This window comes from Nonomuraea sp. NPDC049725 (assembly GCF_040674795.1).
Classification (GTDB): Bacteria; Actinomycetota; Actinomycetes; order Streptosporangiales; family Streptosporangiaceae; genus Nonomuraea; species Nonomuraea ceibae.
The window spans coordinates 434,358-448,764 of sequence record NZ_JBFANJ010000005.1 but is presented as its reverse complement, the minus strand read 5'-3'; the positions used below and the strand labels follow the sequence as shown (position 1 = coordinate 448,764).

Below are 14,407 nucleotides of genomic sequence, written 5' to 3'. Positions count from 1 at the left end.
CGCGGGCGGGCCGGTCAGCGGCCCCCCAGGCGCTCGGTGAGGGCCGCCAGCTCCTCGCGCAGCCGGCCCAGCTCGCCGACCGCCTGCCGCAGCTCGCCGAGCTCGCGCCGCATCCCGGCCAGCTCCTCCAGCGCCTGCTTCAGCTCGGCCTCGCTGCGCCGCTCCGCCGCCGCGCTCGCCTGGAAGCGCTCCACGAACCAGGAGGCGATGGCCGCGGTCACGACGCCCAGCAGCGCGATGCCCGCCGTCATCAGGCCCGCCGCCACCAGCCTGCCCTCCGGGGTGACGGGGAAGCGGTCGCCGTAGCCGACGGTGGTCATCGTCGTCAGCGCCCACCACAGCGCGTCGCCGATCGTCTTGATGTTGCCGTCGGCGTGCGAGCGCTCGATGTCGAGCACGGCGACGCTGCCCACCAGGGCCAGGAACAGCGCCGTGCCGCTCACGTACACGACCGCGCGCACGCGCAGCGGCAGCCTGACCCGGGCCGCGACCACCTGGAGCAGCAGCAGCGCCCGCAGCAGCCAGAGCGGGCGCAGCATCGGCAGCAGCACCACCACCAGGGCGGGCACGTTGCGCACCACGAACCGCAGCCGGCGCGGCGCGAGCGTCAGCCGCACCGCGTAGTCCAGCGCGAACAGCGCCCACGCGGCGACCTGGACGTACCACAGGACGCGGTCGGCCCCGGGAGGCAGCGCCGGCACGACGACCGGCAGCGCCCAGCTCGCCAGGAAGCAGACGCCGATGGCCAGGAGCGCAGGTCCGGTGCGTCGTTCCCAGAGGGTCAGCCGGTCCATGCGGGCCAGTCTGCCGGGTGCCGGGCGCGGTACAGAACGTGACCATTGTCACTTCGGCCCGGAAGTCATGTGGGAACGCCGGGCCCGCCGTATCTTTTAGCGATCACCTGAACCGTTCCACGCGGGGGAGTGGGGAAGTTCGTGTGGGTTTGTCGCGTTATGTCGTAGCGCAGGCCCCGGGTGCTGGTAGATCAATGCTTCCAGTAAAATCGGCCTGTTCTAAATGATATTTCTGGACTTACCGCCCTTAGTGGCGATATTGGAGGGTGTGGCATGACGACGGCTGCCCTGCAGACCGTGCTGACCGTTCCCGAGCGCTTCCGGGGCCCCGCGGGTGTCGCCAACGGCGGCTGGCTGGCCGGAACCCTCGCCGACGCGCTCAACGGCAAACGATCGGCGGTCGAGGTCACGCTGCACGCCCCGACGCCCCTCGACAGCGAGCTGCGCCTGGAGCACGTCGCCAACACCGTCTCCCTCTACGACGGGGACAAGCTGCTCGTCGAGGCCATCCCCGTGGTCGAGAACGTGCCCGCGCCGCCGTTCGTCGCCTTCACCGAGGCGGCCCGCGCCGAGGCCGGCTTCGCCGGGCACCGCGGCCACGCCTTCCCCGAGTGCTTCGCCTGCGGCCTGCGCGAGCCCGGCGACGGCCTGCGCATCTTCCCCGGCCCGGTGGACGGCGACGGCCTCGTCGCGGCCGGCTGGCGGGTGCCGTTCACGGTCGCGGACGAGGACGGCGTCCCCGCCTCGATCGTCGCCGCCGCCCTCGACTGCGTCACCGGCTGGGCCCATTTCCAGCCCGGCGAGTCCGCCCTGCTCGGCCGCCTGGCCGTCCAGTTCCACCGCGACGTCATCCCCGGCGGCGCCTACTCGGTCGTCGGCCGCGCCACCGGCCGCGAGGGCCGCAAGCTGTTCGGCGAGAGCGCCGTGTACGAGGTGGACGGCACCCTCGTCGCAGCCGCCCAGGCCACCTGGATCACGCCCCGCTAGCACGCCCGTCCGGTCCGCCCCCGTCGGCCGGGGGCGGACCGGAACGAGACCCGGCCGAGGTCGCGCTGGTGTCGAGCGCAAGATTGTCCGGCACAATCCTGAAATATGCGCATCACCGTGATCGAGCACGAGGCCGACGCCGGGCTCGGCTACCTGGGCCGCTGGCTGGACCTCCCCTGTGACGTCGTGCGGCCGTACCGGGGAGAGCCCGTGCCCGAAGCCGCCGCGGACGGGCTCGTCGTGCTCGGCGGCGAGGCCGCCGCCTGGGAGGACGAGCGCTGGCCCTGGCTGCCCGCCACCCGCGAGCTGCTGCGCCGCTCGGTCGCCGACGCGACCCCCACGCTGGCCGTCTGCCTGGGCGCCCAGCTCCTCACCCTGGCCTGCGGCGGCACGGTCGAGCGCGGCGGCAACGGGCTGGAGGCCGGCGTGTCCGAGCTGACCGCCCTGCCGCAGGCCGCCTCCGACCCCCTCTTCGCCGGGATCGCCGCGCGGCCCGGCCCGGTGCCGGCCGTCCAGTACCACGGCGACGCGATGACGCGGCTGCCCGACGGCGCGGTGCCGCTGATGGCCGGCGCCCAGTACCCCAACCAGGCGTACCGGCTTGGCCCGGCGGCCTGGGCGGTGCAGTTCCACCCCGAGGCGACGCCGGACATCTTCGCCACCTGGACGGCCGCCACCGGCCTGGAATCGGCCGGCCGCCTCGACGAGCAGGTCCGCGCCGCCGCCCCCGCCCTGGAGTCGGCCTGGCGCCCGCTGGCCGAGGCGTTCACCGCGACGATCCGCGCCGCCGCCCGGCAGCGCGCGGGCGACCTCAGAACCAGCGATCGCGGCTGAACCGCCCCCGCACCCGCGCCCCGACAGCGGGGCCCTCGCCGGGGCGGCGGGCGGCGACGGCGTGGGCGACCGCGTGGACGCCCCCCAGCAGCAGCGGGAACGCCGCCAGCCCCGCCCAGCTCTTCGCCCCGCCCGCGACGGGCACGCCGGACGCCTTGAGCCGGCGCCACGCCCACACCGAGAACGGGATCACCACCAGCGGCGACGTCATCACGCCCGGCGTGTAGCCGCGCGTGGCGGCGGCCTGGGCGAGGTGCACCACCCCGTGCGCGCCGAAGCCCAGCAGCACCGTCTGGAAGGTGGCGCTGCGCCCGCCGGTGCGCGCCCCCAGCGCCGACGCGCCCGCCATCACGCCGCCCATGAGCCCGATGGCCACGTTGACGTGCCGCTGCGACACCTCCAGGCGCTCCCACGGCACGCCCGGGAACCGCTTCTCCAGCCGGGGCCTGGCCGCCCGCGCCCAGCCGGCCATGGTGGCCAGCTCCTCCGCGTCGTGCACCATCCAGGCCGCGAGCAGCCCCCACGTCACCGTCGCCGGCACCCTCTCCACGTCCGCCCCCTCCGCAAAACACAACGCAACGTTGCGTTGTAGTCTAGGTCGCGCCGGTCCGGGCCTGTCAAGATGGAGGGGTGCCCAGGATCGAGTCCACCGCCGCGCGCCTCGCCAAGCTCGGATTCGCCGACGGAGCCACGGCGGCGCGGCTCGTCCAGCAGGCCCCCGCCGACCTCACCGACCTGCTCGACGCGCTCGTCGGGGTCGCCGACCCCGACCTGGCGCTGGCCTCGCTCGCCCGGCTCGCCGAGAGCGACCCGGGCGCCCTCGACCGGCTCCGCGCCGACGCCCGGCTCCGCGAGCGCGTGCTCGCCGTCCTCGGCGTCAGCGCCGCCCTGGGCGATCACCTCGTACGCCATCCCGCCCACCTCGACCTGCTGGCCACCCCCCGCCCGGACGATCCCCGCACGGCGCTCCTCGACGCCGTGGGCGCCCGCGCCGACCTCCAGCGGCCCGTGGCCGGACGGGACGACGCCCTGGTCGCGTTGCGCGTCGCCTACCGGGGGCGGCTGGCGCACCTGGCCGCCCGCGACCTGACCAGGGAGGCGTCCCAGGCCGAGGTGACCGCGGAGCTGTCCGACCTGGCCGGGGCCGCGCTGGAGGCCGCGCTGGCCGTGGCGCGCGCCGAGGTCGGCGAGGGCGGTGAGGTCGGCGAGGTCGGCGAGGGCGGCGAGGGTGACGTGCGCCTGGCCGTGATCGGGATGGGCAAGTGCGGCGCCCGGGAGCTCAACTACATCAGCGACGTCGACGTGATCTTCGTGGCCGAGCCGCGCGAAGGCGCCGACGAGACCAAGGCGCTGCGCACCGCCACCCGGCTCGCGCAGGCCATGATGCGCGCCTGCTCGACCGCCACCCCCGAGGGCGCGCTGTGGGAGGTGGACGCCGGGCTGCGGCCCGAGGGCAGGTCAGGCCCGCTGGTGCGGACCCTGGCCAGCCACCTGGCCTACTACCGGCGCTGGGCCAAGACGTGGGAGTTCCAGGCGCTGCTGAAGGCCCGGCCGGTGGCGGGCGACCTGGAGCTGGGCGCCGCGTACGTGGAGGCGGTCAACGAGCTCGTCTGGTCGGCCGCCACCCGGGAGAACTTCGTCGAGGACGTCCAGGCGATGCGCCGCCGCGTGGAGGCGCACGTCAAGACGGAGGGCGAGCGCCAGATCAAGCTCGGGCCGGGCGGGCTGCGCGACATCGAGTTCGCGGTGCAGCTCCTCCAGCTCGTGCACGGCCGGCTCGACCCGCTGCTGCGCCGCCGGGCGACGCTGCCGGCGCTGGCCGCGCTCTCGCGGGGCGGCTACGTGGGGCGTGACGACTCGCGCGGGCTGGCCGAGGCGTACACGTTCCTGCGCCAGGTCGAGCACCTGCTGCAGCTTCACCGGCTGCGGCGCACCCACGTGCTGCCGGAGGACCCGGCCGACCTGCGCCGGCTCGGCCGGGCACTCGGCATGCAGGCCGACCCGGTGGGGGAGTTCACCCAGCGCTGGCGGCGCCACGCCCGGGAGGCGCGGCGGCTGCACGAGAAGCTGTTCTACCGGCCGCTGCTCCAGGCGGTGGCCCGGCTGCCGGAGTCGGAGGCCAGGCTGTCGCCGTCGGCGGCGGCGGCCCGCCTGTCGGCCCTCGGGTTCGTCGACCCGGAGGGCGCGCTGCGCCACATCGCCGCGCTGACCGCCGGGGTGTCCAGGCGGGCGGCGATCCAGCGGACGCTGCTGCCGGTCATGCTCGGCTGGTTCGCCGACACGCCCGACCCCGACGCCGGGCTGCTCGGCTTCCGGCAGGTGAGCGACAAGCTCGGCACCACGCCGTGGTACCTGCGGCTGCTGCGCGACGAGACGGCCGTGGCCGCCCGGATGGCGCGGGTGCTGGGCACCAGCCGCTACGCCGCCGGGCTGCTCATGCACGCCCCCGACGCGGTCGCGCTGCTCGGCAGCGACGACGACCTGGCCCCCAGGCCGCCGGAGTCGCTGCTCGGCGAGGCGTCGGCGGCCGTCTCCCGCTACGGCGACGACGCCGAGACGGCCGTGGCCGCGGTGCGGGCGCTGCGCCGCCGCGAGCTGTTCCGCACCGCCGTCGCCGACGTGTCGGGGCTGGCCGACATCGAGCAGGTCGGGGCCGCGCTGTCGGCGCTCAACGACGTGACGATCCGGGCCGCGCTCGGCGCCGCGCTCGGCAAGGTCGAGGCCGAACGCCGCAGCCCGCTCCCCACCCGGTTCGCGGTCATCGCGATGGGCAGGCTCGGCGGCATGGAGTCGTCCTACGCCAGCGACGCCGACGTGATGTTCGTGCACGTGCCGCTGCCCGGCGCCGACGAGCGCGAGGCCACCGACGCCGCCCACGCCGTCGCCAACGAGCTGCGCCGGCTGCTGTCGCTGCCCGCCCCCGACCCGCCCCTGCACATCGACCCCGACCTGCGGCCCGAGGGCAGGCAGGGCCCGCTCGTGCGCACGCTCGCCTCCTACGGCGCCTACTACGCGCGCTGGTCGGCGCCGTGGGAGGCGCAGGCGCTGCTGCGCGCCCGCTTCTCGGCCGGCGACGCCGAGGTCGGCGCCGCCTTCACCGCGATGGTGGACGAGCTGCGCTACCCCGCCGACGGCCTCACCGGCGAGGCCGTACGCCACATCAGGCGGCTCAAGGCGCGCATGGAGGCCGAACGGCTGCCGCGCGGCGCCGACCCCGCGCTGCACACCAAGCTCGGCCCCGGCGGGCTGTCGGACGTCGAATGGGTGGCGCAGCTCCTGCAGCTCCGGCACGCCGGTGACACGCCGTCGTTGCGCACCACCCGCACCCTGGAGGCGCTGCGCGCGGCCGTCGCCGCGGGGCTGCTCGACGCCGCCGACGAGGCCGTGCTCGGCGAGGCGTGGCGGTGCGCCTCCCGCGTCCGCGACGCGATCATGCTGGTCAAGGGGCGGCCCGGCGACAGCGTGCCCGCCGACGCGCGCGAACGCCGCCTGCTCGCCCAGGCGCTCGGCTACCCGCCCGACGGCTCGGAGGACTTCCTCGACGACTACCGCCGCGTCACCCGCCGCGCCCGCCAGGTCGTCGAGCGCGTCTTCTACGAAGGTTGACACCCCCCGAGGCCCAGGGTGTAAGTATCAGAGGTGTTATCCGCCTACGTTGATCTCGCCCTCGGCCTCGTGCTGTCGTTCCTGCTGCTGTCGCTGCTGGTCAGCGGGCTGAACGAGGCGGTCGTCCGGGTCCTGTCGATCCGCAGCAAGTTCCTGTGGGCCTACCTGCGCGACACTCTCGACGGCGCCGACGCGCGCGGCAGGTCGTGGCTGCCGGGCCGGGTGCGCGACGTGTTCGCGGCGCTGCCGTTCGCCCGCGACCCCAGGCCCGCGCACGACCCGAAACCCGCGCCCGCCGAGTCGGCCGAGGTGCCGGCGAGCGACGGCGGGGGCGCCCTGACGAGCCTGCTGTACGAGCGCGTCCGCGAGATCGACCACCCCAAACGGGGGCGCACCAGCATCTCCAACCTGCCGCCCGGCCGCTTCTCCGTGGCGGTCATGGAGATGGCCGCCCGCGAACCCGGCGGCGTCGAAGGGCTGCTGGAGAAGCTCAAGGCCATGGGCAGCCCGCTGTACGGTCACCTCAACGGCGTGTGGGAGAGCGCCCAGCGCGACCTCGACCGGTTCCGGCAGGGCGTGGAGAGCTGGTTCGACAGCGAGATGCAGCGGCTGTCGATGCTCTACAAGCGCTACGTCAAGTGGGTGGTGACCGCGCTGGGGCTGCTGGTGACGCTGCTGTTCACCATGGACGGCCTGGAGTACGGCAAGACGCTGCTGCGCGACAACGCCTTCCGCGCCTCGGTGACCGCCGTGTCCGGGCCCGAGGCGTACGAGGAGCTCAAGGCCCGCTGCGAGCAGGCCGACCCGGTGGGCTGCATCACCGACACGCTCAGCGAGCCGGCGCTGGTCAAGCTGTTCGACCACGCGATCGTCAGCGTCTCGATCCCGGCCGAGGGCGACCCGTCGGTGCACTGGAACGGCGGCCTGTGGTGGGACCGGCTCACCACGCCGAGCCACTGGCCCGGCTTCCTGCTGACGTACGTGGCGCTGCTGTTCGGGGCGCCGTTCTGGTGGGACGTCCTGCGGCGGATCACCGGCATCCGGTCGCGGCGTTAGCATGCCGGACGTGGAGACCGAACGTCTGATCATGCGCAGGTGGCGCGAGGCCGACCGTGAGCCGTTCGCGGCGCTCAACGCCGACCCCGAGGTCATGGAGCACTTCCCGGCCACGCTGAGCCGGGCCGAGAGCGACGCCTTCGCCGACAAGATCGAGCAGCGCTTCGACGAGCACGGCTACGGGCTGTGGGCGCTGGAGGTGCGGGAGAGCGGCGAGTTCATCGGGTTCACCGGGCTGGCGCTGCAGACGTTCGACGCGCCGTTCCTGCCCGCGGTGGAGATCGGCTGGCGGCTGGCCAGGAAGGCGTGGGGCCACGGCTATGCCGTCGAGGCCGCCCGCCGGGCCGCCGCCCACGCCTTCGGCGAGGCCGGGCTGACGGAGATCATCTCCATGACGGCCCTGACCAACACCCGTTCCCAGGCGGTGATGCGGCGGCTCGGCATGACCCGCGACCACTCCTGCGACTTCGAGCACCCGAGCGTCCCGGAGGGCAGCCCGCTGCGCCCGCACGTCCTCTACCGGCTCGGGCGCGGCTCGCTCATCGCGTAGAGCACGTCGCGCAGCGCCCCCTCCCGGCCGCGCGGCCAGACCAGCCGCAGTGCCAGCCGGTGGGCCAGCCGGTGGGCCAGCCGGTGCGCCGGTCGGTCCGCTTCTGACGTGAGCGGTACCAGCGCGCCCGACGCCAGGTCGTCCTCGACGGCGAAGTCCGGCAGCAGCGCCCTGCCGAAGCCCCGCCTGGCCCACTCGCGGGCCGTGGCGACGCTGGTCAGCTCCCGGCGCGGGCCCGTCACCCCCGGCAGCCGGTCGGCGGCCAGCCGGATCGAGCAGCCGGGCGCGGAGACGAGCAGCGGGTCGCGGTCGCCGTCCGGGGCCGCGACCAGCAGCAGCTCGACCTCGCCCACATCGGCGAAGTCCAGGTCCGGCGGCGCGTCGAAGCCCAGCGTGCCCACGGCCGGGCCCGCGTCGAGCAGCAGCGCCGCGTCCACGCCGCCGCCCGCCAGCTCGGCCAGCAGCGCCTGCCGGGGCAGCGACCGCACCTCCACGTCCAGGTCGGGCCGGCGCTCCGACAGGCGGCGCACCACGGCGGGCAGCCGGGTGGCCGCCAGCATCTCCAGCGCCCCCACCGTGACCCGCCGCCGCGTGCCCGTGACCGCGCGCCGCACCTCCTCGGCATGGTCGAGCAGCGCCTGCGCCCGGCCGAGCAGCTCCGTGCCGTGGCCGGTCAGGCGCATCCCGCGCGGCGTCCGCTCGAACAGCGACACCCCGAGCCCCGCCTCCAGCCTGCGCACCTGCTCCGACACCGACGCCGGAGCCAGCCCCAGCCCATGCGCGGCCCCGGTGACCGTGCCCGCCCCGGCCACCGCTACGAAGCATCGCAAATGACGCAGATCCACGATGCCGAGCATACGGTCCTCCCGAACGCGCCCCACGGTCCCGGCTGTTGAGCGCGCCCCCGGCCCGCCCGCAGGCTGGCCCGCATGAAGCTCCTCGGGGTCTGCCTCGCCTACTTCCTCGTCCTGCTGGACACCACCGTGCTCACCATCGCCCTGCCCGACCTGCGCGCCTCCCTCGGCGGATCGGTCGCCGGGCAGCAGTGGGCCGTCAACGCCTACACCGTCGCCTTCGCGGCCACCCTCCTCACCGGCGGGGCCGTCGCCGACCGCTACGGGGCCGCCCGGGTGTTCAGGGCGGGCGTGGCCGCGTTCGGGCTGCTCTCCCTGGCGTGCGCCGCCGCGCCCTCGCTCGGCGTGCTCGTCGGCGCGCGGGCGGCGCTCGGCGTGGCGGGCGCGCTCTGCGTGGGCGGCTCGCTCGGCCTGCTCGCCGAGCTGTACCCGTCGCCGGCCGCGCGGGCGCGCGCCACCGGCGTGTGGGCCGCCGCCACCGGCACCGCCCTCGCCGCCGGGCCGCTCCTCGGCGGCCTGCTCGTGGAGCAGGCCGGGTGGCGGGCGGTGTTCCTGGTGAACGCCCCGCTCGCCGCCCTCGGCCTGCTCGCCCTCCGCGGCGTCCGCTCCCCGGCGGGACGGCGGCCGGTCGCCTGGGCGGCCCAGGCGCCGGCCTGCCTGACGCTCGCCCTCCTCGCCCACGCCGCCACCACCCGCTCCGCCGCCGCCCTCGCCGCCGCCGCGGCCCTGCCAGCGGCGACCCTGCTGGTACGGCGGGGCGTCGCGTCGGCGCGAGCCGGACGCCGGGATGCCGGGTCGGCGGCCGGTGCGGCGCCTCCGGGGCTGGTCAGGGCGGTGTGGCCGGAGCTCGTGGCCGGGGCGGCGGCGAACTTCGCGTTCGCGGGCGCCCTGTTCGTCCTCACCCTGTTCCTTCAGGACGTGCGCCACCTGACCCCGATGGCCGCCGGGCTGGCGTTCCTGCCGCTGACGCTGCCCATGACCGTCAACCCGCTGCTCACCGGCCGGATCGTCGCCCGCTACGGGGCCCGCCCGCCGATCCTGGCCGGGCTGGCGCTCCTCACGGTGGGCCTGGCGGGTCTGGCGCTGACGGACGCGCTCGCACCGTGGCTCCTGGTGACCGGCACGGGGTTGTCGCTGTGCCTGCCCGCCCTGGTCGCGGGCGTGATCGCGGGCGCCCCGCCCGGCACGGCGGGCACCGCCGGCGGCGTCCTCAACGCCGCCCGCCAGGCCGGCGCCACCCTCGGCGTCGCGGTCCTGGCTGGCCTGGCCCGCCCCCTGCTCGCCGCCGCCCTCCTGACGGCCGCCACCGCCGCCTGCTACGCCCTGGCAGGCCACCTACGGGCCCGCCGGCAGGCATGGCAGAACTGACCATCCGGTGACTGTCACTCTACGCACGCGTATAACTACGTTGAGTGACGCAACGACTACCGGGAGGCTTCCATGCCCAGCATCATCCGCAAGATCGGCGTCATGTCGGCCGCCGCCGCGCTCGCCGTCCTCACCGCGGCGGCTCCGGCCACCGCGCTCCAGGCCACGCCGGCGTACTTCACGATGACCGACATCACCCGTGAACAGTTCGTCGTCCAGCTCACCGACCCCGCCGACATCCAGCACGCCCGCGACCTGCTGAGCGGCGCGACCGACGAGCGGCCGCACCTCTACGGCCGGATCGACAAGCGCACCGCCTCCTACAACCCCCGCTGGAGCTACCACTTCCGCCCCGAGACCGTCGACTTCTTCGAGGTGGCCATCGAGGTGTGCGACGCCAGCATCCCGTACGTCGAGGACCACCTGGACGAGGCGGGCGGCGCGTTCCTGCCCGGCCTCATCTGGTGCCCGTGGAGCTCCCGCCTGGTGAACGAGATCTCCGCGCCGTAACGGCGGCGTCCGGGGGTTCCGCCGCGTCGACGGCGGAACCCCTTTGTGCTGATTCGCGGTGTTACGCTCAAAGAAGATCGCCTATGGGTGAAGGAGGTCACGTATGGGCGTGCGATCGTTTCCGCTGACCCTGCGCGTCACGGTGAACGGTGCGACCCCGGACGAGATAAGGGAGGGCGCCGTGGCGCAGGCGCTCGAGTTCTTCGGGTCAGGGGCGGAGCTGGACGTCATCAGCGCCGAAGCCGAGCCAGACGGGGAGCACCACAACCGCTACCGCGCCGTCGTCGTCTTCCGGAAGGTCGCCTGATCGGGGCCCGGTGAGCGGGAACGCCAGAGTCATGTAACTCTCTGTTGTCATATCTCTACGCTCCGCTGTTGAGTGGGGTGTCTGCCTCCGCAGGCATGCCGACACAGCAAAGGAGTTCCCCATGACGACCCGCCTCCGCAAAGCCGCCGGGCTGCTGCTGGCCACGGCGACCGCCGCCGCCGGTCTGGCCCTGCCCGCCGCCGCGGCCCAGGCCGCCGCGCCGATTCCCTGCCCGAAGATCATCGGGGTGGTCTGCGCCCAGACCGCGGCGGGCGAGCTGAGATTCTTCATGGCGGACCAGCCCTCCATCGTCCCGCCCGTCGTCCGGGCGGTGAGCCAGGACCACGAGCCGTGGTGCTTCTACGCGGAGCCGGACTACAACGGCGAGCGCCGCGAAATCTCCCCGTGGGAGCTCGTCGAGGACTTCGGCTTCGACGTCCACTCGGCCAGGCGCGGTCAGTGCGCCTGGTCGTGAACCCTGCGACCCTGACCTGAGGCGCCATCCGGGCCCCGGGGGTGAACCCGCCGTCCGCGCGTCAGTCGCCGGCCCGTGCGCCGCGTCTTCGGCAGGGCCCAAAGGGACGGCCCCCGCAGGGGGTGCGGGGGCCGTTCTCGGGGGTCCGGGTGTCAGGGGTTGTCGTAGCCGATCCAGGTGATGTACCAGCCGTACTGCTGGGCGGTGGCCGGGGTGATCGCGCTGCCGTCCTTCCACTGGACGTAGACGCGGAACGAGGTGGCGGTGGGGGAGTAGACGGCGCTGGGACCGACCAGGTTCCAGTGGCTGCCGCCGGGGCCGGAGATGGACGTGACGTAGTGGGGGCGGCCGGAGAAGCGGGCGGAGGTGGTGTCGACGTCGATGAAGATGCCGTTGGCGCCGTACGCTTTCCAGCCCTGGCCGGAGCTGGTCTGCCCGGCGGCGATGCGTGCAGTCGGCATGGAGGGTCCTTTCCCGATGGGGAGTGCTGTCACCAAGAGTGTTCAATTGATTACTCTGGGTGTCTATGCACAGTTCCATGCCTCATCCGCCACCTATAACCCACTCCTGAGGAGCGGCGCCTCGTGCTATGCGGGGCGCGGACACGCGAACGACCCGGCGCCGCGATGCGATGCCGGGTCGTCCTGTTGCGCGTTCTAGCAGTCGTAGTAGAGCTCGAACTCGTGCGGGTGCGGGCGCAGGCGGATCGGGTCGACCTCGTTCTCGCGCTTGTAGGCCACCCACGTCTCGATCAGGTCGGGCGTGAAGACGCCGCCTTCGAGCAGGTAGTCGTGGTCGGCCTCGAGGGCGTTGAGCACGTCGGTCAGCGAGCCGGGCACCTGGGGCACCTGGCGGGCCTCCTCCGGCGGCAGCTCGTACAGGTCCTTGTCGACCGGCTCCGGCGGCTCGATCTTGTTGCGGATGCCGTCGATGCCCGCCATCAGCATGGCGGCGAACGCGAAGTACGGGTTGCACGACGGGTCGGGCACCCGGAACTCGATGCGCTTGGCCTTCGGGTTGGAGCCGGTGATCGGGATGCGGACGCAGGCCGACCGGTTGCGCTGCGAGTAGACCAGGTTGACCGGGGCCTCGTAGCCGGGGACCAGGCGGTGGTAGGAGTTGACCGTCGGGTTGGTGAACGCCAGCAGCGACGGCGCGTGCTTGAGCAGGCCGCCGATGTAGTAGCGGGCGGTGTCGGAGAGCCCGGCGTAGCCGACCTCGTCGTAGAACAGCGGCGAGCCGTCCTTCCACAGCGACTGGTGGCAGTGCATGCCGGACCCGTTGTCGCCGAAGATCGGCTTGGGCATGAACGTGACGGTGTGGCCGTACTCCTGGGCGGTGCTCTTGATGATGTACTTGTAGAGCATCAGGTTGTCGGCGGTCCGCAGCAGGGTGCCGAACTTGAAGTCGATCTCCGCCTGGCCGGCCGTGCCGACCTCGTGGTGCTGCATCTCGACGTCGATGCCGCATTCGATGAGGTTGCGGACCATCTCCGAGCGCAGGTCGGTGAAGTGGTCCATCGGGGGCACGGGGAAGTAGCCGCCCTTGTAGCGCGGCTTGTAGCCGAGGTTGCCGCCCTCGGTGGCCTTGCCGGTGTTCCAGGCGCCTTCGATGGAGTCGATGTAGTAGTAGCCGGCGTTGGCCTTCGTCTCGAAGCGGACGTCGTCGAAGATGTAGAACTCCGCCTCCGGCCCGAAGTAGACGGTGTCGGCGATGCCGGTGCCCTTGAGGTATTCCTCCGCCTTGCGGGCGACGTTGCGCGGGTCGCGGCTGTAGGCCTCGCCGGTCAGCGGGTCGTGCACGAAGAAGTTGATGTTGAGCGTCTTGTGCTGGCGGAACGGGTCGACCACGGCGCTGGACGGGTCCGGCAGGAGCAGCATGTCGGACTCGTGGATGGCCTGGAAGCCCCGGATCGACGAGCCGTCGAACATCAGGCCGTCGGTGAACACGCTGGCGCCGAAGTTCTCGACCGGGAAGGTGAAGTGGTGCGTCGTCCCCGGCAGGTCGGTGAACCTGACATCGACGAACTGCACCCCTTCGTCCCTGATGAACTTCAGGACGTCGTCGGCGGAGTTGAACACTCTCGAACCTCCCTGGGGACGGGCTATGAGCCCGACCGTAGGACGAGGCCGTTTCCGTACGGTGTCTCGATTGTTTCGCATGTGTTACGCGGGGTCGGAGGCCCCGTTCACGGACGGCGGGACGGCGAACACGGGGGCGCTGCCGCGCGGCGGGGGCGGGGGAGCGGAGGTGAGCAGGTCAGGCCGGAAGGCCACGACCAGGCCGGCGGCGGCGATCACCGCGAGCACGGCCGCGGCGGCCAGCCACAGGCGGCGGCCCGGGTGCGGCTCCCCGGCCGCCTTGCTCGCCGCCGCCCTCATCCGGCGCCGCTCGTCCGCGCCGATCTGCGCGACCAGCTCGTTGAAGCGCGCGTCTAGGTCGTCCCCGTACGGCATGGCGTACATGATGGCCGTGAACGGCGGCGCGGTGAAGCGCGGGCAGGTCACGATCCAGGGCGCCCGCCCCGCCGGATACCTTTGAGTCATGAGCAGGAACGAGCCGCGCTGGACGCAGACCTGGCTGGGCGGCGTGCGCGCCGCCGGAGTCGACCTCGGCTACCCGGGGGAGCGGCTGGGGCTGCCGGAGGAGGGCAGCGGCGCGATCGCCGGGTGGGGCCGCAGGATCGCCGCCCTGGTGATCGACTGGATGATCTGCACCTGGGTGATCACGCAGTTGCTGCTGCGCACCGACCCGGCCCAGGCGCCGTGGCTGCCCGCCGTGGTGTTCGCCGCGCAGTATCTGGTACTGGTGGGCGCCATGGGCCAGACGTTCGGCCACCGGCTGGCGGGCATCCGCGTGGCGGCGATGGACGGCGGCGACCCGCGCTGGGTGCCGGTGCTGGCGCGCACGGCGCTGCTCGCGCTGGCGATCCCGGCGCTGATCTTCGACCGCGACCACCGCGGCCTGCACGACCGGGCGTCCAACACGATGGTCGTCCGCATGTGACGACGAAAAAACCGTACCGGGTTTGAATTTATACCCGGTACGGTTTACGCTGCCCTCGTG

General features: G+C 73.6%; 16 protein-coding genes. 10 read left to right on the top strand and 6 right to left on the bottom strand.

What is annotated here, in order from left to right; genetic code table 11:
• Window positions 1-14: 14 nt before the first annotated feature.
• Window positions 15-794 carry an ion channel gene (locus AB0J53_RS16350; RefSeq protein ID WP_357586429.1) on the bottom strand — a complete coding sequence of 260 codons (780 nt, stop codon included), beginning with the start codon at window positions 792-794 and terminating at the stop codon, window positions 15-17.
• A 273-nt stretch (window positions 795-1,067) separates the two neighbouring features.
• Between AB0J53_RS16350 and AB0J53_RS16345 the strand changes: the two genes are divergently transcribed.
• Both AB0J53_RS16345 and AB0J53_RS16340 read left to right on the top strand, forming a co-directional pair.
• Window positions 1,068-1,781 (top strand): hypothetical protein, encoded by a 714-nt coding sequence (locus tag AB0J53_RS16345; RefSeq protein WP_364172638.1) that lies wholly within the window; start codon window positions 1,068-1,070, stop codon window positions 1,779-1,781.
• Window positions 1,782-1,886: 105 nt separating this feature from the next.
• Complete coding sequence (locus tag AB0J53_RS16340) at window positions 1,887-2,615, top strand: type 1 glutamine amidotransferase (protein WP_364172635.1); 729 nt, start codon at window positions 1,887-1,889, stop codon at window positions 2,613-2,615.
• Here AB0J53_RS16340 and AB0J53_RS16335 read toward each other — a convergent pair.
• A complete protein-coding gene (locus AB0J53_RS16335; protein WP_364172632.1) occupies window positions 2,593-3,165 on the bottom strand; it encodes an HXXEE domain-containing protein in 573 nt (190 codons plus the stop codon). The genes AB0J53_RS16340 and AB0J53_RS16335 overlap by 23 nt on opposite strands.
• Before the next feature lie 80 nt (window positions 3,166-3,245).
• Here AB0J53_RS16335 and AB0J53_RS16330 point away from each other — a divergent pair, with 80 nt between their 5' ends.
• Genes AB0J53_RS16330 through AB0J53_RS16320 form a run of 3 tightly spaced genes read left to right on the top strand, consistent with a single transcriptional unit; the run spans window position 3,246 to window position 7,827 of the window.
• A complete protein-coding gene (locus AB0J53_RS16330; RefSeq protein WP_364172630.1) occupies window positions 3,246-6,221 on the top strand; it encodes a bifunctional [glutamine synthetase] adenylyltransferase/[glutamine synthetase]-adenylyl-L-tyrosine phosphorylase in 2,976 nt (991 codons plus the stop codon).
• A gap of 33 nt (window positions 6,222-6,254) precedes the next feature.
• Entirely contained in the window at window positions 6,255-7,277 is a 1,023-nt protein-coding gene (locus AB0J53_RS16325; RefSeq protein ID WP_219510794.1) for a hypothetical protein, read from the top strand.
• Between the two features lies 1 nt (window position 7,278).
• On the top strand, window positions 7,279-7,827 hold the full coding sequence (locus AB0J53_RS16320; protein WP_364172626.1) for a GNAT family N-acetyltransferase: 549 nt from the start codon (window positions 7,279-7,281) through the stop codon (window positions 7,825-7,827).
• Here the strand turns inward: AB0J53_RS16320 and AB0J53_RS16315 are convergent.
• Window positions 7,794-8,672 (bottom strand): LysR family transcriptional regulator, encoded by an 879-nt coding sequence (locus AB0J53_RS16315; protein ID WP_364172623.1) that lies wholly within the window; start codon window positions 8,670-8,672, stop codon window positions 7,794-7,796. The genes AB0J53_RS16320 and AB0J53_RS16315 overlap by 34 nt on opposite strands.
• An 84-nt stretch (window positions 8,673-8,756) precedes the next feature.
• Here AB0J53_RS16315 and AB0J53_RS16310 point away from each other — a divergent pair, with 84 nt between their 5' ends.
• The 4 genes from AB0J53_RS16310 to AB0J53_RS16295 all read left to right on the top strand — a co-directional run bounded on the left by AB0J53_RS16310 (window position 8,757) and on the right by AB0J53_RS16295 (window position 11,341).
• Window positions 8,757-10,049: an MFS transporter gene (locus AB0J53_RS16310; RefSeq protein WP_364172620.1), complete on the top strand. Its 1,293-nt coding sequence runs from the start codon at window positions 8,757-8,759 to the stop codon at window positions 10,047-10,049.
• Window positions 10,050-10,121: 72 nt separating this feature from the next.
• A complete protein-coding gene (locus AB0J53_RS16305) occupies window positions 10,122-10,559 on the top strand; it encodes a calmodulin-binding protein (protein WP_364172617.1) in 438 nt (145 codons plus the stop codon).
• A 103-nt stretch (window positions 10,560-10,662) separates the two neighbouring features.
• Entirely contained in the window at window positions 10,663-10,866 is a 204-nt protein-coding gene (locus tag AB0J53_RS16300; RefSeq protein WP_219516477.1) for a hypothetical protein, read from the top strand.
• A gap of 121 nt (window positions 10,867-10,987) precedes the next feature.
• A complete protein-coding gene (locus AB0J53_RS16295) occupies window positions 10,988-11,341 on the top strand; it encodes a hypothetical protein (protein ID WP_364172615.1) in 354 nt (117 codons plus the stop codon).
• A 152-nt stretch (window positions 11,342-11,493) separates the two neighbouring features.
• Here AB0J53_RS16295 and AB0J53_RS16290 read toward each other — a convergent pair whose 3' ends face one another.
• From AB0J53_RS16290 to AB0J53_RS16280, 3 genes are all read right to left on the bottom strand, one after another.
• Window positions 11,494-11,802 (bottom strand): hypothetical protein, encoded by a 309-nt coding sequence (locus AB0J53_RS16290; RefSeq protein ID WP_364172613.1) that lies wholly within the window; start codon window positions 11,800-11,802, stop codon window positions 11,494-11,496.
• A 195-nt stretch (window positions 11,803-11,997) separates the two neighbouring features.
• Window positions 11,998-13,422: a type I glutamate--ammonia ligase gene (glnA, locus tag AB0J53_RS16285; RefSeq protein ID WP_219516471.1), complete on the bottom strand. Its 1,425-nt coding sequence runs from the start codon at window positions 13,420-13,422 to the stop codon at window positions 11,998-12,000.
• Between the two features lie 84 nt (window positions 13,423-13,506).
• The gene (locus tag AB0J53_RS16280) at window positions 13,507-13,887 is read right to left on the bottom strand and encodes a hypothetical protein (RefSeq protein ID WP_364172609.1); all 381 of its coding nucleotides are present in this window, start codon (window positions 13,885-13,887) and stop codon (window positions 13,507-13,509) included.
• Here AB0J53_RS16280 and AB0J53_RS16275 point away from each other — a divergent pair.
• On the top strand, window positions 13,886-14,347 hold the full coding sequence (locus tag AB0J53_RS16275) for an RDD family protein (protein WP_219516452.1): 462 nt from the start codon (window positions 13,886-13,888) through the stop codon (window positions 14,345-14,347). The two genes, AB0J53_RS16280 and AB0J53_RS16275, sit on opposite strands and share 2 nt — an antisense overlap.
• The last annotated feature ends 60 nt before the right edge of the window (window positions 14,348-14,407 follow it).

Bases quoted from the DNA above. Each gene is read 5' to 3' on its own strand.
- AB0J53_RS16350 (WP_357586429.1), bottom strand. From the start codon at position 794: ATGGACCGGCTGACCCTCTGGGAACGACGCACCGGACCTGCGCTCCTG.
- AB0J53_RS16345 (WP_364172638.1), top strand. From the start codon at position 1,068: ATGACGACGGCTGCCCTGCAGACCGTGCTGACCGTTCCCGAGCGCTTC.
- AB0J53_RS16340 (WP_364172635.1), top strand. From the start codon at position 1,887: ATGCGCATCACCGTGATCGAGCACGAGGCCGACGCCGGGCTCGGCTAC.
- AB0J53_RS16320 (WP_364172626.1), top strand. From the start codon at position 7,279: ATGCCGGACGTGGAGACCGAACGTCTGATCATGCGCAGGTGGCGCGAG.
- AB0J53_RS16310 (WP_364172620.1), top strand. From the start codon at position 8,757: ATGAAGCTCCTCGGGGTCTGCCTCGCCTACTTCCTCGTCCTGCTGGAC.
- AB0J53_RS16305 (WP_364172617.1), top strand. From the start codon at position 10,122: ATGCCCAGCATCATCCGCAAGATCGGCGTCATGTCGGCCGCCGCCGCG.
- AB0J53_RS16300 (WP_219516477.1), top strand. From the start codon at position 10,663: ATGGGCGTGCGATCGTTTCCGCTGACCCTGCGCGTCACGGTGAACGGT.
- AB0J53_RS16295 (WP_364172615.1), top strand. From the start codon at position 10,988: ATGACGACCCGCCTCCGCAAAGCCGCCGGGCTGCTGCTGGCCACGGCG.
- AB0J53_RS16290 (WP_364172613.1), bottom strand. From the start codon at position 11,802: ATGCCGACTGCACGCATCGCCGCCGGGCAGACCAGCTCCGGCCAGGGC.
- AB0J53_RS16275 (WP_219516452.1), top strand. From the start codon at position 13,886: ATGAGCAGGAACGAGCCGCGCTGGACGCAGACCTGGCTGGGCGGCGTG.
- AB0J53_RS16280 (WP_364172609.1), bottom strand. From the start codon at position 13,887: ATGACTCAAAGGTATCCGGCGGGGCGGGCGCCCTGGATCGTGACCTGC.